This window comes from Providencia sp. UF-224 (genome assembly GCF_058245955.1).
In genome coordinates this window covers 1-19895 of record NZ_JBSICC010000003.1, presented here as the reverse complement: position 1 = coordinate 19895, position 19895 = coordinate 1, and the positions used below count along the sequence as shown (strand labels likewise).

Genomic DNA, 19895 nt, shown 5'->3' with positions numbered 1-19895 from the left:
CATGAGTATTGAAATTGAAAAAATCGGCAAGTTCTTTGGGAAAACCCAAGTACTCAACGATATTTCACTGGATATTGCATCGGGTGAAATGGTGGCCTTATTAGGCCCTTCCGGTTCAGGAAAAACCACCTTATTGCGAATTATTGCAGGGCTTGAGCAACAAAGTGGGGGCGTATTGCGCTTTCACGGGCAAGATGTGAGCCAAATTCATGCGAAAGACAGGCACGTTGGCTTTGTTTTTCAGCACTATGCGTTATTTCGCCATATGACGGTATTCGATAATGTGGCGTTCGGCTTAACAGTATTACCACGTAAGCAGCAACCATCATCCCAAGCAATTAAGCAAAAGGTGATGCAATTACTGGAGATGGTGCAATTAGCCCATTTAGCTTCGCGTTTTCCTGCGCAACTTTCTGGGGGGCAAAAACAGCGTGTTGCGCTAGCGAGAGCACTTGCCGTTGACCCGCAAATTTTATTGTTAGATGAGCCCTTTGGTGCGTTAGATGCACAGGTGCGTATCGAATTACGTCGTTGGTTACGTCAATTGCATGATGAGCTTAAATTTACTAGCGTGTTTGTGACACACGACCAAGAAGAAGCGATGGAAGTTGCGGATAGGATCGTGGTCATGAGTCAAGGGAACATTGAGCAGGTTGGTACACCAAATGATATTTGGCAGCGACCAGAAACCCGTTTTGTACTGGAGTTTATGGGCGAAGTTAACCAAATTTCCGCACAGATCAAAGGCTCTGCTTTAGCGATTGACGGTTATGAATTTTCGTTGAACCATACCAGTGCTCATCAAGGTAAGGTAGATGTTTTCTTACGCCCATGGGACATTTCATTGAAGCCTGAAGTGGATGCACAACACCGCTTGCCTGTTAGAGTGACAGAATCAGGCCCAAGAGGGCATTTTTGGCAACTGACAGTGCAACCGATAGGGTGGGGGAATGGCCCATTGTCTGTGATTTGGCAATCAAATACAGCAATCCCTAATCGTGGTGAACATTATTTTCTTGGCAGTCAAGAAGTAAAAATATATCAAGGTGATACAGAATTAGTGTTTCCCCAATTAGCACAAAGTGCATGAATATAACTTTTCATTATTTATAACACCGATAATTTAAACATTATCGGTGTTAATTTCTATTATTCCTGCCATATATCACTCCTTTCATTTGCCCATACCTTGATTATTGGTAATGGGCTTCATTTGTTGATTTTTTATTTTAATGTATTGATATATAAGTATATTATTTTACATGAAAATAAGAAATATAGCTGGAAATTCTATAAACTTATTGTAATATAATATATCAATTAGCTATATCAGTATGAGTAATAAAGATAATCTATTTTTCTAATAATAATATGAAGAGAATTCATGTCCAATCATAGGTTTATTGGGGTAATATCTTATTTCTATTAATTCTAAGCGATAAATAAAAATTATAAGGATGCGAAAGTGTCAACACTGGAACAATTTATTGGTCACACCCCATTAGTAAAACTTCAGCGTTTGACGCAAGGGATTGATGCTGAAATTTGGGTAAAACTCGAGGGTAACAATCCGGCAGGCTCTGTAAAAGATAGAGCTGCCTTTTCCATGATCAGTGAAGCTGAAAAACGTGGCGAAATTAAGCCGGGTGATACATTAATTGAAGCAACGAGTGGCAATACAGGCATTGCACTGGCAATGATTGCCGCGGTAAAAGGGTATAAATTAAAGCTTTTAATGCCTGAGAACATGAGTAAAGAGCGCCAAGCATCCATGCAAGCTTACGGTGCTGAGTTAATTTTGGTCAGCACCTCCGTCGGTATGGAAGGAGCACGAGATCTTGCAAAAGAAATGGAAAAAAATGGGGAAGGGAAAGTCTTAGACCAATTTAATAACCCGGATAACCCACTTGCTCATTTTAAAACAACAGGCCCTGAAATTTGGCAGCAAACGCACGGTAAGATCACCCATTTTGTATCAAGCATGGGAACAACAGGCACTATCACGGGTGTTAGCCGTTATTTGAAATCGCAATCAAAAGACGTGCATATTGTTGGTTTGCAGCCTGCTGAAAAAAGCCAAATACCGGGTATTCGCCGTTGGTCACCTGGGTATCTTCCTGGGATTTTTGATGGTGAACTTGTGGATAGCGTACTGGATGTTAACCAGCAAGACGCTGAAGAGACGATGAAAGCTCTTGCGAGGCATGAAGGTATTTTCTGTGGTGTGAGCTCCGGTGGTGCGGTGTCAGGGGCTTTAAGAGTAGCAAAAGAAAATCCGGGAGCGGTGATTGTCGCGATTATTTGCGACAGAGGTGACCGTTACTTATCGACTGGCGTTTTTGATTCTTAATATGTTGTTTTTTTGGTAAAAATAAGACTTTCATTAGGAAACGCTAGAACGAGTTAAACCATCAGGTTATCCACCTGATGGTTTTTCAATTATTATGCGTGATAATTATTTCTTGATACGCATAATGACAGTTTCACCTACTGTCACTGAACCTGTCAGTTTATTTAACTCTTTGATTTCGTCCATGTTCGAAATCACAACTGGCGTCAGAACAGATTTTGCTTTTTCTTCTAACAGAGCTAAATCAAATTCAATGACTAAATCGCCTTTCTTGACCGCTTGGCCTTCTTCAGCGATACGTTTGAAGCCTTCACCTTTGAGCTCAACGGTATCAATACCGAAGTGAACAAACAGTTCAATACCATCGTCTGACTCAATAGAAAACGCATGGTTGGTTTCAAAGATTTTACCGATTGTACCATCTACTGGCGCAACAATTTTATTGCCAGCAGGTTTGATGGCGATACCGTCACCGACAATTTTCTCTGCAAACACAACGTCTGGAACATCTTCAATATTGACGATTTCGCCTGATAGTGGGGCGATAATTTCAATACTGCCACTGCTACTTTTGTCTTCCGAAACTAGTGATTTCAGTTTGTCAAACAGACCCATGGACCTTCTCCTAATCGTTTTATATGGGACCGAACTAATGTGCTGTTCTTAGCATAACGTTTTTTCTTGGATAAAGGTATCTACAAGTTTCATCAATTCATCCGCTGTTGGTTGAGCAAGTGCTTGTTCAGCCAAAGCTTGGGTATCAGCAAAGTTCGCATTGCGAATTAATTTTTTGATACGCGGAATTGAGATTGCGCTCATACTAAATTCATCCAGCCCCATGCCAAGTAGCAATAAGGTTGCACGTTCATCACCTGCTAACTCGCCACACATACCTGTCCATTTACCTTCAGCATGTGATGCATCGATCACTTGTTTGATTAGGTTAAGAACAGCTGGCGACATCGGGTTATAAAGGTGAGAAATCAGTTCATTACCACGGTCAACCGCTAAAGTGTATTGAGTGAGATCATTCGTCCCAATACTAAAGAAATCGACTTCTTTAGCCAAATGGCGAGCAATCACAGCGGCGGCTGGGGTTTCTACCATCACGCCAACTTCAATTGTTTCGTCAAAGGCTTTACCTTCTTCACGTAACTGAGCTTTTAGCATTTCTAGCTCTGCTTTTAGTTCACGAACTTCTTCAACGGAAATAACCATTGGGAACATAATACGCAGTTTACCAAAATTTGACGCCCTTAAAATAGCTCTTAACTGTGAGTGTAAGATTTCTTTGCGATCAAGACAAATACGAATTGCACGCCAGCCGAGGAATGGGTTCTCTTCTTTCGGTAAATTCATATAAGGCAGGTCTTTATCGCCACCAATGTCCATTGTACGGACGATAACGGCTTGGCTGCCCATTGCTTCAGCAACCGCTTTGTAAGCTTGGAATTGTTCTTCTTCGGTCGGGAAGGCGTCTCTATCCATAAATAAGAACTCGGTGCGATAGAGGCCCACGCCTTCAGCGCCATTACGTTCGGCACCTGCGACATCGCGCACAGTCCCGATATTGGCACAAACTTCAACCTGATGACCATCTAACGTAATGGCTGGCAAGTCTTTTAATTTAGCCAGTTCTTCTTTTTCTTGCAGATAATCATCACGGAACGCTTTGAGTTTATCAATTTCTGCGTCTGATGGATTCAGGTGGATAGTGTTATTCACACCATCTAAGACGATAAAATCGCCATTTTTAATTTTGCTGGTGGCATCACTTGTTCCAACAATTGCGGGTAACTCTAATGAGCGAGCCATGATGGACGTATGCGATGTACGGCCACCTAAATCGGTAATAAAGCCTAAAACTTTATCTAAGTTTAATTGCGCGGTTTCTGACGGGGTTAAATCAGCAGCAACTAAAATAACTTCTTGATTGATAGCGCTTAAATCAACAATAGGAATATTTAAAATATTCTTTAACAAACGTTTACCAATATCACGTACGTCAGCCGCACGCTCTTTGAGGTATTCGTCATCTAGGGACTCAAGGGCTTGAGCTTGATCTTCAATCACGGAATAAGCAGCAGCATCAGCCGTTTTTTTATCGCCTTTGATTAAAGAGACAATTTCTTGCTCAAGTTCTTCGTCTTCCAGCAGCATGATATGACCTTCAAAAATCTCAGCTTTTTCGGCTCCTAGATTTTTTTCGGCTTTTTCTTTAATGAGACTCAGTTGTTCGGCGGATTTATTACGCCCCTCAATGAAGCGTTGAATTTCTTTTTCAACCTGATCGTCTGCGATTTTTTTTGTGCTAACAACGATAGGATCTTCTTTGAGGATCAAAGCCTGACCAAAAGCAAAACCTGGGGATACTAAAATTCCTGAAATCATAATATTACCTTACTGCTGTTAGTGCTGGGAGTTCTGATGTTGCAGAGACTGCGCTGCGTTTTATTGATTATGCAAATATCCCCGAATGAAATCATTCAGGGACAGAGAATGAAATCGATTAAACGCGTTCTCTTACGTGCGAAATTATTCTAATTCGCCCATCAGTTTAACTAAATATTCAACGGCTTCTTTTTCATCTTCGCCTTCTGCGGAGATGGTCACAACAGTACCTTGCGTTAAACCTAATGTTTGTAACTTAAACAGGCTTTTTGCGCTAGCGGATTTGCCGCCTGAAATCAAAGAAATATCAGAAGAGAATGCTTTTGCTTCTTTCACAAACTGCGCTGCAGGACGAGTATGTAGACCGTTTGGTGCTGTAATAGTGACTTCTTGCTGGAACATAGTATTTCCTCAATAACTTTCGTTTTTTTAATGACCCAGCCAATTGTAGATGAAATCGACTAGGTTTGCGTATAAGTTAGATTATTAACTTGTAAAAAGGTTTCCTACTTTGTGCTGTATCAACCCTTTTTTGTTTTTCACGCTCAAAATTGTGATTATCTAGGTTAGCCGAAAACATTCTAAGAGGTATGTTCATTTGACTAAAATTTGATTAATTTCGAGGTGCAAAATAATTACTATGTTTAATACTAAACCCCAGATAAGAAATCACCTCTATCCGTGCTAAACTTTGATCCGTACCACAAAAAAAGCACCTATGAGGTGCTTTTTTAACGATTATGTAACGAAAGTATGCTAGTCAGCTGAGATATCTGCAAACAACACAGTTGAAAGATAACGTTCACCAGAAGAGGGTAAAATCACCACTATATTTTTGCCTTTGTAAACAGGGTCTGCCGCAATTTTTGTCGCTGCTGCAATCGCTGCACCCGAAGAAATTCCCGCTAAAATACCTTCTTTTTCCATTAACTCGCGAGCGGTTTTAATCGCCTCGTCATCACTGATTTGAATGACTTTATCTAGCAGGGTGAGATCTAAGTTACCGGGAATGAAACCTGCACCGATCCCTTGGATTTTATGTGGGCCTGGTTTGATTTCCTCACCCGCTAATGCTTGAGTAATTACTGGGGAAGTTTCAGGTTCAACGGCAACGATGGTCACATCTTTACCTTTGGTCTTTTTCAGGTAACGCGCAATTCCTGTAATCGTACCGCCTGTGCCGACACCTGCAACGATAACATCGACATTACCGTCAGTATCTTCCCAGATTTCTGGACCCGTAGTTTTTTCATGGATCTCAGGGTTAGCTGGGTTATTAAACTGTTGCAGTAGGAGGTATTTTTTCGGGTTGCTGTTAACGATTTCTTCTGCTTTCGCAATCGCGCCTTTCATCCCTTTGGCACCTTCGGTCAGCACGAGGTTAGCCCCTAATGCTTTTAATAGCTTACGGCGCTCGATGCTCATGGTTTCAGGCATGGTGAGTGTGAGTTTATAGCCCCTTGCCGCTGCCACATAAGCAAGTGCAATCCCCGTGTTACCGCTGGTTGGCTCGACTAACTCTTTGTCTTTATTCAGGATACCTTTTTTCTCAGCATCCCAAATCATGTTTGCACCGATACGGCACTTAACGCTGAAACTTGGGTTACGAGATTCCACTTTCGCCAAAATATTGCCATTTCCAAAATGCTTTAAACGAACAAGTGGGGTGTGGCCAATGGTCAACGAATTATCTTCATAAATTTTGCTCATGGGATATCCTTAAAAAATCGGTTAGCCAATAAAATAGTCTTCGGCGTTCACTATAAAGTAGGTATGGATTCAACATACGTGAAGAAGAAATTAATGCAAATATGATTTAGGTCTAAGCTTATAACAAAAGGCTATTTTAGATCCAATAGTTCTAAAGAATGGGTAATAAGGCAGAATAGCGTAAGAAAATAGGTAACTGCGCAGGCGATTAAACCTGCGCAAAGAGAGATTAATAACGTGCGTAGCGGCTACGGTAGCGGTCAACCCACATTAATGTTGCACCACAAACGGCAACAGGCATGATGACTAAGTTGATAAACGGCACCATCATCAGCAAGCTGACCACACCTCCGAATTGAATGTTTTTCATGCGATCTTTAGCAAGGGCTTGCTTCATTTCGCTAAAACCGACACGGTGGTTATCAAAAGGGTAGTCGCAATACTGGATTGACATCATCCATGCACCAAATAGGAACCATAAGATGGGGGCAACGGTTTGGCCAATACCGGGTATCAAAAATAAGATTAATAAGCCAATTGCCCTCGGTAAATAGTAACCGATACGGACAAATTCACGCTTGATCATCCGCGGAACATCTTTTAATAAATCAGCCATGCCACCGTCTGGAGCGGGTTTACCCGTAAGTTCTGCTTCAAGCTTTTCGGATAACCAACCATTAAACGGTGCAGCGATAATATTGGCAACCGTACTGAAAAAGTAGGTAAATACCAATAAAATAGAAATCAAAGCAACAGGCCAAATAAGATAATTAAGCCATTGTAACCAATCAGGAACATAGCTCATTACTTGGTCAATCCAGCCACCAAGCTTAGTGTATAACCACCAAAATGCGCCTCCTAAGAAAAGAATGTTTGCTAATAGGGGCAAAATCACAAAACGTTTAATGCCAGGACGTGTAACTAGTCGCCATCCTTGTGTAAAATAATAAAAACCAGAGTGGTCTTTTTGTGGCGAAAATGTCGATTGGGTCATACTTCTTGTTCTCTCCTTTTCGGTTGACCTTGTATCATATAGATATGAATTTAGGCTGACCAGCCATTATTCGCTTAAAAAAGCAGCAAACGAAAGCGGAATATTCTCTTTCTTGTAAGAAAATCGTTCTGAGGGTTGCACTTAGAGCAATTGAGAAATAATCTTAAGGTAGTTTCCGCCGTGATGGCACTTTCATTCATCAACTAGAGATATCAGCGATGCAGGATTTGCGTCTAATATTAGTGGTCGTAGGTGCGATAGCGATTGTCGCTTTATTACTGCATGGTTTATGGACCAGCCGTAAAGAGCGATCAAAGTTATTTCGCGATAGACCTGTAAAACGTAGAAAAAATGATACGCAGGAGAATTCATCGAATTATGATGATTCTGCATTATTTACTGAAAATCAATCAACACAGCAGGTACCTGTTCAACCCGCTGCGACTGAGCCTGTATATCCGGTAAAAAATGAGTCTCAAGTTGAACCTAATATACAGCCATTACCATCAGTTGAACCTGAAATTAAAATGAGTGCTACGCCAGAGCAGCCTGTTCATCATGAACCAGCTGAACAGCGTGTTCAAGCACCGCACGTACCGGAGCAGCTTACCATCAACATGAATGATGAGGTTGCTGCTGAGCCTGAAATACGTACTCAACCGGTGCATCATGATGCATCGGAACCGCATATTGACACCCACAATTTACAAGAAGAGACACAACCGGTACATCATGAACAGACGCCGCCACACACTGAGACGAAAACTGAGCCACAGGAAAATTCTGCTACAACAAATAGCAAGGAGACAGTCCTGGTACTTCATGTAGCAGCACATCAGGGGCAAGAATTGCAGGGCGAAGTGTTACTGCAAAGTATTCTTCAAGCGGGCTTCCAATACGGTGAAATGAAAATTTTCCATCGTCATGTAAACCCGTCAGGCACTGGGCCTGTCCTGTTTAGTTTAGCGAATATGGTAAAACCGGGTTCTTTTGACCCTGAAACCATGGCTGATTTCTCTACACCGGGTATTTCCATGTTTATGATGGTGCCATCCTACGGTGATGCGAGCCAAAACTTTAAACTGATGTTACAAGCAGCGCAGCGCATTGCATCTGATGCAGGCGGGGTGGTGCTAGATGATGAGCGTAAGATGCTGACACCGCAAAAAATAGAGGTGTATCATGCGCGGATCAGAAATACACTAAATTAAACAAGCGTTTTACAAAGCCCCCTTGATTGGGGGTTTTTATTAGCTAAAACTGACTGTTTTACATAAGGGTATGTATGGCGGTAGCCACACCACATCCACGATGCACCCCATCTCTAGCTTTAGCCCCTTTCTATAAGGGGCTCTATTCATTTTGTTTATACTAAAATATCCCATTGTGGCTTTCCTATGAATTTGCCACCCTTATGCACTTGGTCTAGCCGGTTTCTAAACTCCCCATTTGCACCCGACAGCCTTTTTGGGCATCAACGGCGGTCACGATGCCAATACGGATCAGGTTTCGAATCAAACGTAAAATATCTGCATTATTCATAAAGTATAGATTGCCACGGATGAAGAACGAGGCGCATATGTATGGCTTTGTGCCATGGTTGGCACAAGTTGAATGACGTGAAATTGGTTATCTTTACAGGGTGTAGTTTTTAAACTACAATCGAGGATATGAAAGAACTTAAACAAACAGAAGCATTCCGTTTATGGGCATCTAAGCTAAAAGATAAAAGGGCTAAGACCATCATCGCGACGCGCCTCTTTCGTTTAGCTAATGGGTTAGCAGGGGATGCAACACCAGTTGGTGAGGGGATCAGTGAATTACGAATTCACCATGGCCCTGGTTATCGCGTTTATTTTCAACAGCGTGGTAATACGATAATTTTGCTCCTTTGTGGTGGTGACAAAAGCTCACAATCACGGGATATTACATTAGCCAAAACACTCGCTAAGAAGTGGATTTTGGAGGAAAACAATGATGAGTAATTTAACAACCTATGATCCCGCACTTGCGTTGGTTGATGATGAAGAGATTGCATTTTTTATGGCTGACGCAATCGAAACAGGGGATTCAGCGTACATTGCGAAAGCGTTAGGCATTGTGGCCAGAGCTAAGGGTATGAGCCAAATCGCGGCAGAAACGGGGCTTTCCCGTGAGCAGTTATATCGCTCATTTAGTGAAGATGGTAACCCTACGTTAAAATCCACGTTAGCCGTGATGAAAGCGCTGGGTGTTGAACTTACGGTAAAAACCCACATTAACTAATTTTATCACCGAGCCAGAAAATCAATAATCTGGCTTTCAATATGCCTGATTTCTTGTGGCGTCAGCCCTTGATTGGGGGTTTTTTATCTTTACGAGTGGATCATGACTACCAAAAACGAAATCGAAGAATTAAAAAAACAGTTACGCCATCACGAATACCAATATCACGTACTTGATGCTCCTGAAATTCCTGATGCGGAATATGACAAACTGATGCAGCGTTTGAAGGCGCTAGAAGAAGCGAATCCAGAGCTTATCACCAGCGATTCGCCAACTCAGCGTGTCGGTGCCGCACCTTTGTCCGCATTTGAAACGGTGCGCCATGAAATTCCGATGCTGTCTTTGGATAACGTTTTTGATGAAGAGAGTTACTTGGCTTTTGATAAACGCGTTAGAGATCGCTTAAAAAACCGCGATGAACTCACATTTTGTTGTGAATTGAAACTTGATGGTTTGGCGGTGAGTTTGTTATATGAAAATGGCGAACTTGTACAAGCGGCGACTCGTGGAGACGGCACTGTTGGCGAAAATATTACGGCGAATGTGCGGACTATCCGTGCAATCCCTTTACGTTTAACGGGAGACAACATTCCTGCTCGTGTGGAAATTCGCGGTGAAGTCTTTATGCCACAAAAAGGGTTTGAAGCGTTAAATGAAGAAGCGCGTCGAACTGATGGTAAAGTTTTCGCTAACCCACGTAATGCCGCTGCGGGCTCATTGCGCCAGCTTGACCCGCGCATCACCGCGAAAAGGCCTCTGACATTCTATTGTTATGGAGTTGGGTTGATTGAAGGTGGTACGTTGCCAGACACGCATTATGATCGTTTGCAGCAGTTTAAAGCGTGGGGTCTGCCCGTCAGTGACTATGTACAGCTGCGCCAAGGCCATAAAGCAGTACTGGATTTTTATCACCAAATCGAACAAGTTCGCCCTGAATTAGGGTTTGATATCGATGGGGTGGTGATTAAAGTCAACTCAATTGCAATCCAAGAGGAGTTAGGTTTTGTTTCCCGCGCACCGCGTTGGGCTACGGCATTTAAATTTCCTGCACAAGAGCAAATTACGTTATTGAAAGACGTGGAGTTCCAAGTCGGGCGTACGGGGGCGATCACCCCCGTTGCACGCCTGGAGCCTGTCCAAGTCGCGGGGGTTATTGTCAGTAATGCGACATTGCATAACGCAGATGAAATCGAGCGCCTTGGCGTGCATATTGGCGATACGGTGATTATTCGTCGTGCTGGGGATGTTATTCCACAGATTGTCAGTGTGGTTGCGGATAAACGCCCCGCAGATAGCCGTGAAATCGTCTTTCCAACTCAGTGTCCTGTTTGTGGCTCAGACATTGAACGTATTGAAGGTGAGGCTGTTGCGCGTTGTACGGGTGGGTTAATTTGTGGTGCGCAGCGTAAAGAGGCACTCAAACACTTTGTGTCTCGTCGTGCTATGGATGTGGATGGCATGGGCGATAAAATTATCGACCAGTTGGTCGAAAAAGAATATGTACAAACACCAGCCGACCTTTACCAATTAAGTGCAGGCAAGTTAACTGGGTTGGATAGAATGGGGCCAAAATCTGCACAAAAGCTGATTGATGCGCTCGAAAAGTCTAAACAAACCACGTTAGCCCGCTTTATTTATGCACTAGGGATCCGTGAAGTTGGTGAAGCGACAGCGGCTAACTTGGCGGCGCACTACGCAACATTAGATGCAGTTATGGCTGCGGATGAAGAGTCTTTAAAAACCGTACAAGATATCGGCCATGTAGTCGCTAAGCATGTGGTAAATTTCTTCCACGAAGCGCATAACCAAGCGGTTATTAACGATTTAATCACGAAAGCGAATATTCATTGGCCAGAAGTGAAAGTGGTTAATAGTGCCGACATTGATAGCCCATTCGCAGGTAAAACCGTGGTATTAACGGGCTCGATGAGTGTTTTAACCCGTGATGAAGCGAAAGATAAGCTAGTGGCTTTAGGGGCAAAAGTCGCAGGGAGTGTGTCGAAGAAAACGGATATGGTGATTGCGGGTGAAGCGGCCGGTTCGAAATTAGCAAAAGCGAATGAGTTAGGTATTCAGGTGATTGATGAAGATGAGTTGATTCGTTTGCTGAATATTGAATAGTGAACTATATTCTATTTGGCTTAGTTATCTCACTAAGGTGAGGTGACTAAGTCACTGATAGGTTGTTGTAAGACCTAAACTAAATTTTTAATTAAATTTCTGTGCAAAAAAGGTCATCTGTCCCTTTCTCTCTGTTTGAAACGTGATCCCCTTCTGCTTTTTGCAAAATACACCTAGTTAGTTTTCATATTAATGTGACATCTGTCTCATTTAAATGTTACCTATTACATAGAATATGCACATAGACTGATTCTTAAATTTGTTGGAGTCGCATATGACCTCGATCCTGCATTTCGTTTTATCTTTAGTAGTAATCGCTGCTCTTGCCATTTTAGCAAGTAGTAACCGTAGGGGGATCCGTCCTCGCTATGTTGTTCAACTGCTTGTTATTCAAATTGCATTAGCGTACCTGTTCTTGAAATCAAATATTGGTGAGTCTTTTGTTCTGGGTGTCGCTGGGGTATTTACGCACTTGTTGGGTTACGCAGCAGAAGGGACAAAATTTATCTTCGGCGGCATGATTGAAGGGAATTTAGCGTTCTTCTTCTTACAAGTTCTGTGCCCAATCATCTTTATTTCTGCCTTAATCGGGATTTTACAGCACATTAAAATCCTACCGATTGTGATCCGTATCATCGGTACTGTGTTATCTAAAGTTAACGGAATGGGTAAACTGGAATCATTCAACGCAGTAAGCTCATTGTTACTGGGTCAGTCTGAAAACTTTATCGCCTATAAAGACCAGCTTAACCGCATGTCTGAGCGCAGAATGTACACCATGGCGGCTACCGCGATGTCCACAGTATCCATGTCAATCGTGGGTGCCTACATGACAATGCTGGAGCCTCGTTTTGTCGTTGCCGCACTGGTTCTGAATATGTTTGGTACGTTCGTGGTGTTGTCTTTAATCAACCCGTACCCACCTGAAGGTGAAGAAGACATTCAAATGAGCAACCTGCATGAAGGCCAAAGCTTCTTTGAAATGTTAGGTGAATATATTCTTGCTGGGTTTAAAGTCGCGATTATCGTTTCTGCAATGCTGATTGGTTTTATCGCCTTGATTGCAATGGTTAATGGTATTTTCTCTGCTATTTTCGGTATCGACTTCCAAACTATGCTGGGCTATGTGTTTTATCCATTTGCTTGGATCTTAGGTATCCCAGCGGATGAAGCGCTGCAAGTGGGTGGGATCATGGCGGTCAAGATGGTAACGAATGAATTCGTTGCAATGGATGGCCTGCAAGCTATCGCAGGTGGCTTATCTGAGCGTTCTGTTGGTATCTTGTCTGTATTCTTAGTTTCTTTCGCTAACTTCTCTTCAATTGGTATCATCGCTGGTGCTATCAAAGGGTTAGATGAAAAACAAGGTAACACAGTGGCGCGTTTTGGTCTGAAATTACTATACGGTTCAACCTTAGTTAGCTTCTTATCTGCTGCAGTTGTCGGATTAGTATTGTAATTCGCAAAAAAGTGTTAGATTAAGAGCGGCGTTCATTAGGACGCCGTTTTTTTATGGGGGCAACAATGGAAAAGCAAGATCTTATCGATATGGCAAATACCTATATGCCATTTGGTAAATACAAAGGCTGTATTTTGATTGATTTACCAGAAGAATACCTTCTTTGGTTTTATAAGAAAGGGGAGTTCCCAGCTGGGCGGCTTGGGCAGTTGATGGAAATGACCCTTGGTTTGAAAATTGAAGGTTTAGAAGGGTTAGTAAAGCCGTTAAAACGGGCTAAGTGATGAGATCACTCATGCCCTAAAGCGTCAGTAATTTTCTGACTCAACTGAATAAAAATGTCTTGTTCTTGCTGCGTTAATGCGGCTTTAACTTTAACTGCATTTTCTGCTCGGCCTGTTGCCGCACGTTGTAAAAAATGAGCCCCTTTGTCTGTTAAACGTGTGATCAATTCCCGCTTGTCTTCTTCAGACTGATATTGTTCGACAAACTCAAAAGACTTTAATACCCGTAAAAACTTCGATAAATTTTGTCGAGAAATGCCCAGTAATTGGCTGAGTTGGCTTGGCGTTAAATCCCCTTTAAGCCTCAAAATCTCCAGTACATCATATTGTCCCCACGTAATTTGTTCAGGCGTATAGCTGACACGGCGTGCAACCAGTGTGCATTGCAACAACGATAATGCGTCTTCAAGGGAACGGGACATAAAAATTCTTCCTTATTATTCAACAGGGAAAGTATACCTTGGCACTAAGAAGAAAACGAGTGATTGATTAACTTTAGTTAATTAATTATAGTTAACTAAAGTTAATTATAATTGAGGTGGCTATGCAACAATTCACAAACCAAATCGCGTTGGTAACAGGAGCATCTACAGGGGTAGGTTTTGGTATTGCATTAAAACTGCACTCATTAGGCGCGACAGTGGTTATAACAGGGCGTCATGAAGAGGCCCTAACGCGAGCTGTCCACGAAATTACGCCAACAGAGGAGCGTATTAGTGCAATAAAAATGGATGTGGCAAATGCAAAGGATTTCCAATCAACCATTGAGCAGATAGAAGCAAAATATGGTGCGCTGCATTTTTTAGTCAACAACGCAGGTGTGACAGGCCCGCATAGTGTAAATATTGAGGATTACCCATTAGAGGCATGGCATGACGTGATTGAAACAGACATCACAGGGACATTTCATGGTTTGAAATACGCCATACCTGCAATTCATCGCAGCGGCGGTGGGGCAATCGTCAATTTATCTGCCTGCAATGGTGTGACAGGGATAGCGGGTATTGCACCTTATACTGCGGCCAAACATGCGGTATTAGGGCTTACACGCTCAGCTGCGTTAGAGAATGCCAAAAAAGGTATACGGATTAATGCCGTAGGGCCTGGTTATGTTGAAACACCGAATATTGCGATGCTACCACAGGATACGCAAGATTGGATGGCATCGACACATCCAATGGGGCGGATGGCGAAAAGAGAAGAGATAGCGAATGTGGTGGCTTTTTTATTATCAACGGACAGCAGCTTTATAACGGGTGCATTTATTCCCATTGATGGTGGTTATACAGCACAGTGATTCTTTTAGGCACCTTATGTAGCAAGATAAGGCGCCTACTAAACATTACCAGTCTACAGGTTTTCCTTGTATTGCTTGGTGGCTTGGGAAGTGCGGTAAAATATCCTCCGCCATTTCTTGTAGAACCTCTGCCGCTGGGCGCTGTGAATATTGAATACCTAATGCGGCATGGTTTACCCCCGCATCTTGCCATTCTTCAAGCAATTGAATCAAACCGTGGCGCCCAGTACGCAGGGTAAACCCTCCACGCAACGGTGTTCTTGGGTAGTTCGGGTCATCTACAAGGTCAATCCATTCGTTCGTCATGTGTGGGCGGAAATCGTTGTTTGGAATGAGGGAGCGCCATGCCTCAATTTTCTGCCCTAGCCGGATTGCCCCTTCAGAGTGGCTGGTGGCTTCAGGGTAGGATAGCCAACCATCAGCGTAATCCGCTACCCATTGTTTGGATTGGCCAGATGAACCTGTCACAATTAAGGGAATTTGCCCTGCAACCGGTTTAGGTAACAATTCTGCGCGGCTTATTGTGCCTAAAGGTGACTGAATTTCCAGAGAGCCGCGCTGCATCAGCTGGCGGAAGTAATCAATCGACTGAGCAAAACGAGCAGCCCGCTGTTCGTAATCAATCCCATAAGCTGGGTATTCAATGGCTCTATCCCCAGAGGCTACTCCCATCACTAAGCGGTTACCAGAAAGTTGGTCGATAGTGGTGGCAGCTTTGGCCAAATCAATTGGGTGGCGCAGTGAAAAAATAGAGCTACCGGTGACGAGTGCAACCTGCTTTGTTCTGGCAGCAATAAACGATAAATAAGTGAGTGGGTCAAAAAGTTGCCCTGCATCACCAAAAATGGGGTCGAATAAGGGAATGTCTCGTACCCAGACCGCAGCAAAATTCTTTTGGTCAATATATTCAATTAGTTCTATTTGCCCTTTTAATACTTGTTCATCTCCTTGATAAAATCGTAAGGGAAGAAAGATCCCCAATGTCAGTTTACCAGGGGCGAACATGCGGCGGTAACCAATATGGTTAGTAAATGAAGTCGAAGGTAATGCTTTGGTTTTCGGTAAAAAAGCCGTTGTATTCACAAGTGAATTTCCTATTCTATGCTTCAGTTGCAGGGGCTGGGAGCGCAATGCCTTTTTTGACAGCAGGTCTTGCTGCAATGCGTTGGTACCACTCAAATAAATGCGTGTGTTGGCTAAAGTCGAAGTCAATCACCTCCGCAATATGTAGCCAAGCAAAGTTAGCAATATCCGCAATCGTATAGCTATCTCCTGCAATAAAGAGGTTATTTTGCAATTGTTGGTCTAATACCTTGAGTGCTTTGTGTGTCATTGTGAAATAACGTTCAACCACATCTGGTTTAACTGATTTATCGAAAATTGCGAAATTGACCCACTGGCCAATAATCGGACCAAGGCTGGCTGAATGAAATTGTAGCCATTTGATGACCTCCCATTTCTGTTTAGGCGTGTTAGGTAAAAGTTTGCCTGTTTTCTCTGCGAGGTACAGTAAGATAGCCGCGGATTCAAATAGGGTAATGTCCGCTTGTGGGTCATGAAGGACAGGGATACGACCGTGAGGATTAAGCTGCAAAAAAGTAGGCTGTTGATGATCCCCTCGGGAAATCTGTATATGGTTAAGGTGATAATCCAAGTTTAGTTCTTCTAATGCTATGGTTATCTTGAATCCATTTGGGGAGCTATCGGTATAAAGTTCAAGCATAGTTGCCTTCTAGTTTTTATCTGGATATATTGATATTTCCTTTTGATTATTGGTTTTTTAATGAAGAAAATAAAACCATATAAACTCAACTTGAATTTAGAAAAACTAAACTATGAATCCAGTGCTCCCCTTACTTGCCTTACGCGCTTTCACTGAAGTGGCAAAACATAAAAGTATTAAGCAGGCTGCGAGCTTTCTTGGTGTGACCTCGGGGGCTGTTAGCCAGCAAATTCGTTTGTTAGAAGAGCGGGTGGGGGTAGCCTTGTTTGTGCGTAGTCATCACAGTATGGAGTTAACACATGCGGGGCAACGAGTTTACCCTGCATTGTTGCAGGCGTTTGAACAAATCGAGGGTGCTATGTATGTGCTTGAAAATATACAGCAAGAACAAACGATCACTCTTAGCACAGTTCCTTCGTTCGCGGCTTCTTGGTTAGTGCCTCGTTTGGGGAAATTTACCCAGTTACACCCTGAAATAGAAGTGCATATTGAGGCCTCTGCAACATTGGTTAATTTGCACCAACAGCGAGTCGATATTGCTATTCGACATGGGCTAGGGAATTACCCAAATTTAGTCAGTGAGCAGCTAATAAGCCCCGTTTTATTGCCAGTGATGAGTCCAAATTTTCCGCTTAGCGCAGTGATTGAAACCCCTCAGGACTGTCTTAATTACCCATTATTGCAAGATAACGACCGTATGGATTGGTCGCTTTGGCTGGCGGCTCATGGGGTGGAATACAACGAAAAAGCAAAACGCGGAAGTGCATTTGACGATGATTACTTGCTGATCCGTGCTGCAATTGCTGGGCAAGGATTGGCGTTGGTACCTAAAGAGTATGCCATGCAAGAAATTGCAGAGAAACGCTTAGTGCAAGTGCTTGATAAGCCATGGCCCGCTAAGTTTGCCTATTATTTGGTGATGCTGCCTGAAACAATTGAAAGGCCAGAAATCATTAAATTTATAAATTGGATAAAAACGGAAGCAAAAGGAAATTAATAAAGGAAGGTGAAATATGGTGGAGCTAAGCGGGATCGAACCGCTGACCTCTTGCATGCCATGCAAGCGCTCTCCCAGCTGAGCTATAGCCCCAAACAAAATCTTTTGGACGGGAGGCATCATATTCAAGCTCGATAGGAGTGTCAATAAAATAATCGGTTTTTCCGTTTAATTGCTGAAATATAGAGCATTTTGCAATCAACGTAAGAATAAATATAAGAAAGGAAAAACTGCCCCCAAGAAATGAGGGCAGGGATAGCATCAATTATTGGGCAGATGCTTCGCGTTCAGCAATAAACGCTAAGGCTTTATCAATGCGAGCAATAGAACGCGTTTGGCCAATTGCGTGGACAGTCACATCGAGGCCCGGAGATTGACCAGCACCTGTTACAGCAACACGTAAAGGCATACCCACTTTACCCATGCCGACTTCTAATTCAGTTGCAGTAGTTTCAATTGCTTGGTGGACATTTTCTGCGGTCCAATCAGTGATTGCGGCTAATTTATCTTTAACCACTTCTAATGGCTGGCGAGCAACAGGGCGCAGGTGTTTTTTCGCTGCATCAGCATCGAATTCTTCAAAGTCTTGGTAGAAGTAATGGCAAGATTCAGCCATTTCTTTCAGCGTCTTACAACGTTCACCCAGTAATTTGATTAGCTCAACTAATTGTGGACCATTGCTGGTATCAATATTTTGCTGCTCAATATGCCATGCAAGGTACACCGCCACTTCTTCAGCAGGTAATGTATTGATGTAATGGTGGTTTAACCATTGCAGCTTTTCAGTATTAAATGCACTTGCTGATTTGCTAATAGCATCAAGGCTGAAAAACTCCTTCATTTCGTCAATGGTAAAAATTTCTTGGTCACCGTGGGACCAACCCAGACGCACTAAATAGTTCAGTAGCGCTTGTGGCAGGTAACCATCATCACGGTATTGCATGACGCTAACTGCACCATGGCGTTTAGACAGTTTTTTGCCATCATCACCTAAAATCATTGAAACGTGAGCATACACAGGTACTGGCGCACCTAATGCTTTTAGGATATTGATTTGGCGAGGCGTGTTGTTGATATGATCTTCGCCACGAATAACGTGCGTAATTTCCATGTCCCAGTCATCAATAACAACACAGAAGTTATACGTTGGTGAGCCATCAGTACGACGAATAATTAAATCATCTAACTCTTGGTTGCTAAATTCAATTGGGCCACGAATTTTATCATCAAAAATCACAGAACCGTCTTGTGGGTTCCGGAAACGAACAACATGCGGTTCATCAGCTGTGTGGTTATGCGCATGGTCGCGGCAGCAACCGTCATAACGAGGCTTTTCATTATTCGCCATTTGCTCTTCACGCAGTGCTTCTAAGCGTTCTTTTGAGCAAAAACAGCGGTAAGCAGTACCTGCTTCTAACATTTGATCAATCACTGCGTTATAACGGTCAAAACGCTTAGTTTGATAATAAGGGCCTTCATCCCAATTTAAATTCAACCAGTTCATACCGTCCATAATGGCATCGATAGCTTCCTGAGTTGAACGTTCTAAGTCGGTGTCTTCAATTCGCAGGACAAATTCGCCCTGATTGTGGCGACTAAATAACCAGGAATACAGAGCGGTACGTGCACCACCAACGTGCAAATAGCCAGTTGGGCTTGGTGCAAAACGGGTTTTGATTTTACTCATCGAGATTGCCTTAATTGCAAAACATTGTTTTTGAAGCGCTTAAGAGTTCACGGTTGAATAGATAGAAGGCTAATGTATGCAGCATGGTACGATTAATCGTGATGCTGTATGAAGCTTTAAACGCGTGAAGTCTGTCAGCATTGCTAAAATGTGCCTCTATTCTATCATCCTGTGGTGATTCCTCAATCAAGTTATGAAGATACAAGAAAAGAAAATGGAAAAGTGAGGCAAAAAAATGAAATTGATGCAGAGGTGCAAATATATTTTCAGTTTATGAAAGAATAAAAACGCTAAATTATATAGGTAATTGATTAAAAAGGCAGCTTTTCTGGCGAATATTGAAACATCTTGATTAATTTTGCAACGAACGAAAAAAATCTATCGAAAAAGCGTTGACTCTGAACTCCGTATCCCTATAATGCACCTCCATCGACGACGGGGCGATTAGCTCAGTTGGTAGAGCACCTCCCTTACAAGGAGGGGGTCAGTGGTTCGAGCCCGCTATCGCCCACCACCGTTGACGATGAAAAATAAATGATTGGGCGATTAGCTCAGTTGGTAGAGCACCTCCCTTACAAGGAGGGGGTCAGTGGTTCGAGCCCGCTATCGCCCACCAC

Annotated in this window: 19 protein-coding genes, 3 tRNA genes and 1 pseudogene; 12 read left to right on the top strand and 11 right to left on the bottom strand. The window is 42.8% G+C overall.

What is annotated here, in order from left to right:
* Position 1 precedes the first annotated feature (1 nt).
* Both cysA and cysM read left to right on the top strand, forming a co-directional pair.
* Positions 2 to 1090, top strand: a complete 1089-nt coding sequence (gene cysA, locus AC4IFO_RS04145; RefSeq protein ID WP_490732093.1) for a sulfate/thiosulfate ABC transporter ATP-binding protein CysA — start codon at positions 2 to 4, stop codon at positions 1088 to 1090.
* 375 nt (positions 1091 to 1465) lie between these two features.
* Complete coding sequence (gene cysM, locus AC4IFO_RS04140; RefSeq protein ID WP_490732091.1) at positions 1466 to 2350, top strand: cysteine synthase CysM; 885 nt, start codon at positions 1466 to 1468, stop codon at positions 2348 to 2350.
* 105 nt (positions 2351 to 2455) lie between these two features.
* Here cysM and crr read toward each other — a convergent pair whose 3' ends face one another.
* The 5 genes from crr to cysZ form a co-directional block, all read right to left on the bottom strand.
* Positions 2456 to 2965 (bottom strand): PTS glucose transporter subunit IIA, encoded by a 510-nt coding sequence (gene crr, locus AC4IFO_RS04135; RefSeq protein ID WP_206082435.1) that lies wholly within the window; start codon positions 2963 to 2965, stop codon positions 2456 to 2458.
* A gap of 48 nt (positions 2966 to 3013) precedes the next feature.
* The gene (gene ptsI, locus AC4IFO_RS04130) at positions 3014 to 4741 is read right to left on the bottom strand and encodes a phosphoenolpyruvate-protein phosphotransferase PtsI (RefSeq protein WP_490732089.1); all 1728 of its coding nucleotides are present in this window, start codon (positions 4739 to 4741) and stop codon (positions 3014 to 3016) included.
* Between the two features lie 144 nt (positions 4742 to 4885).
* Positions 4886 to 5143 (bottom strand): phosphocarrier protein Hpr, encoded by a 258-nt coding sequence (ptsH, locus tag AC4IFO_RS04125; RefSeq protein ID WP_490732087.1) that lies wholly within the window; start codon positions 5141 to 5143, stop codon positions 4886 to 4888.
* 354 nt (positions 5144 to 5497) lie between these two features.
* Complete coding sequence (gene cysK / locus AC4IFO_RS04120) at positions 5498 to 6451, bottom strand: cysteine synthase A (RefSeq protein ID WP_490732085.1); 954 nt, start codon at positions 6449 to 6451, stop codon at positions 5498 to 5500.
* A gap of 229 nt (positions 6452 to 6680) precedes the next feature.
* On the bottom strand, positions 6681 to 7445 hold the full coding sequence (gene cysZ / locus AC4IFO_RS04115) for a sulfate transporter CysZ (protein ID WP_490732083.1): 765 nt from the start codon (positions 7443 to 7445) through the stop codon (positions 6681 to 6683).
* Positions 7446 to 7663: 218 nt separating this feature from the next.
* On the opposite strand from cysZ, the gene zipA reads away from it, so the two are divergent.
* Entirely contained in the window at positions 7664 to 8656 is a 993-nt protein-coding gene (gene zipA / locus AC4IFO_RS04110; protein ID WP_490732081.1) for a cell division protein ZipA, read from the top strand.
* A gap of 220 nt (positions 8657 to 8876) precedes the next feature.
* Here the strand turns inward: zipA and AC4IFO_RS04105 are convergent.
* Positions 8877 to 8987: pseudogene (locus tag AC4IFO_RS04105) on the bottom strand (phage baseplate assembly protein V); the annotation flags it as partial.
* A 128-nt stretch (positions 8988 to 9115) separates the two neighbouring features.
* Between AC4IFO_RS04105 and AC4IFO_RS04100 the strand changes: the two are divergent.
* From AC4IFO_RS04100 to AC4IFO_RS04080, 5 genes are all read left to right on the top strand, one after another.
* Positions 9116 to 9430, top strand: a complete 315-nt coding sequence (locus AC4IFO_RS04100; RefSeq protein WP_490732079.1) for a type II toxin-antitoxin system RelE/ParE family toxin — start codon at positions 9116 to 9118, stop codon at positions 9428 to 9430.
* On the top strand, positions 9423 to 9710 hold the full coding sequence (locus AC4IFO_RS04095; protein WP_369312148.1) for an addiction module antidote protein: 288 nt from the start codon (positions 9423 to 9425) through the stop codon (positions 9708 to 9710). Before AC4IFO_RS04100 ends, AC4IFO_RS04095 begins: the two co-directional genes overlap by 8 nt.
* Positions 9711 to 9812: 102 nt before the next feature.
* Positions 9813 to 11831, top strand: a complete 2019-nt coding sequence (ligA, locus tag AC4IFO_RS04090) for an NAD-dependent DNA ligase LigA (protein WP_490732076.1) — start codon at positions 9813 to 9815, stop codon at positions 11829 to 11831.
* A gap of 274 nt (positions 11832 to 12105) precedes the next feature.
* Positions 12106 to 13290: a NupC/NupG family nucleoside CNT transporter gene (locus AC4IFO_RS04085; protein ID WP_353243358.1), complete on the top strand. Its 1185-nt coding sequence runs from the start codon at positions 12106 to 12108 to the stop codon at positions 13288 to 13290.
* Positions 13291 to 13355: 65 nt separating this feature from the next.
* Entirely contained in the window at positions 13356 to 13574 is a 219-nt protein-coding gene (locus AC4IFO_RS04080) for a DUF3820 family protein (protein ID WP_490732074.1), read from the top strand.
* 5 nt (positions 13575 to 13579) lie between these two features.
* Here AC4IFO_RS04080 and AC4IFO_RS04075 read toward each other — a convergent pair whose 3' ends face one another.
* On the bottom strand, positions 13580 to 13996 hold the full coding sequence (locus AC4IFO_RS04075; RefSeq protein ID WP_490732072.1) for a MarR family winged helix-turn-helix transcriptional regulator: 417 nt from the start codon (positions 13994 to 13996) through the stop codon (positions 13580 to 13582).
* A 122-nt stretch (positions 13997 to 14118) separates the two neighbouring features.
* Between AC4IFO_RS04075 and AC4IFO_RS04070 the strand changes: the two genes are divergently transcribed.
* Positions 14119 to 14871, top strand: coding sequence for an SDR family NAD(P)-dependent oxidoreductase (locus AC4IFO_RS04070; RefSeq protein ID WP_490732070.1), 753 nt, complete (start codon positions 14119 to 14121; stop codon positions 14869 to 14871).
* Between the two features lie 45 nt (positions 14872 to 14916).
* On the opposite strand, the gene AC4IFO_RS04065 is transcribed toward AC4IFO_RS04070, so the two are convergent.
* Positions 14917 to 15954, bottom strand: coding sequence for an LLM class oxidoreductase (locus AC4IFO_RS04065; RefSeq protein WP_490732068.1), 1038 nt, complete (start codon positions 15952 to 15954; stop codon positions 14917 to 14919).
* A 16-nt stretch (positions 15955 to 15970) separates the two neighbouring features.
* The gene (locus tag AC4IFO_RS04060; RefSeq protein WP_490732066.1) at positions 15971 to 16594 is read right to left on the bottom strand and encodes a glutathione S-transferase family protein; all 624 of its coding nucleotides are present in this window, start codon (positions 16592 to 16594) and stop codon (positions 15971 to 15973) included.
* A gap of 112 nt (positions 16595 to 16706) precedes the next feature.
* Here AC4IFO_RS04060 and AC4IFO_RS04055 point away from each other — a divergent pair, with 112 nt between their 5' ends.
* Positions 16707 to 17591 (top strand): LysR substrate-binding domain-containing protein, encoded by an 885-nt coding sequence (locus tag AC4IFO_RS04055; protein WP_490732064.1) that lies wholly within the window; start codon positions 16707 to 16709, stop codon positions 17589 to 17591.
* Positions 17592 to 17608: 17 nt separating this feature from the next.
* Here the strand turns inward: AC4IFO_RS04055 and AC4IFO_RS04050 are convergent.
* Positions 17609 to 17684: transfer RNA gene (locus tag AC4IFO_RS04050), tRNA-Ala, on the bottom strand.
* A 172-nt stretch (positions 17685 to 17856) separates the two neighbouring features.
* Positions 17857 to 19278: a glutamate--tRNA ligase gene (gene gltX / locus AC4IFO_RS04045; RefSeq protein ID WP_490732062.1), complete on the bottom strand. Its 1422-nt coding sequence runs from the start codon at positions 19276 to 19278 to the stop codon at positions 17857 to 17859.
* A gap of 438 nt (positions 19279 to 19716) precedes the next feature.
* Here gltX and AC4IFO_RS04040 point away from each other — a divergent pair.
* Both AC4IFO_RS04040 and AC4IFO_RS04035 read left to right on the top strand, forming a co-directional pair.
* Positions 19717 to 19792, top strand: a tRNA-Val gene (locus AC4IFO_RS04040).
* Between the two features lie 26 nt (positions 19793 to 19818).
* Positions 19819 to 19894, top strand: a tRNA-Val gene (locus AC4IFO_RS04035).
* Position 19895: the final 1 nt, after the last annotated feature.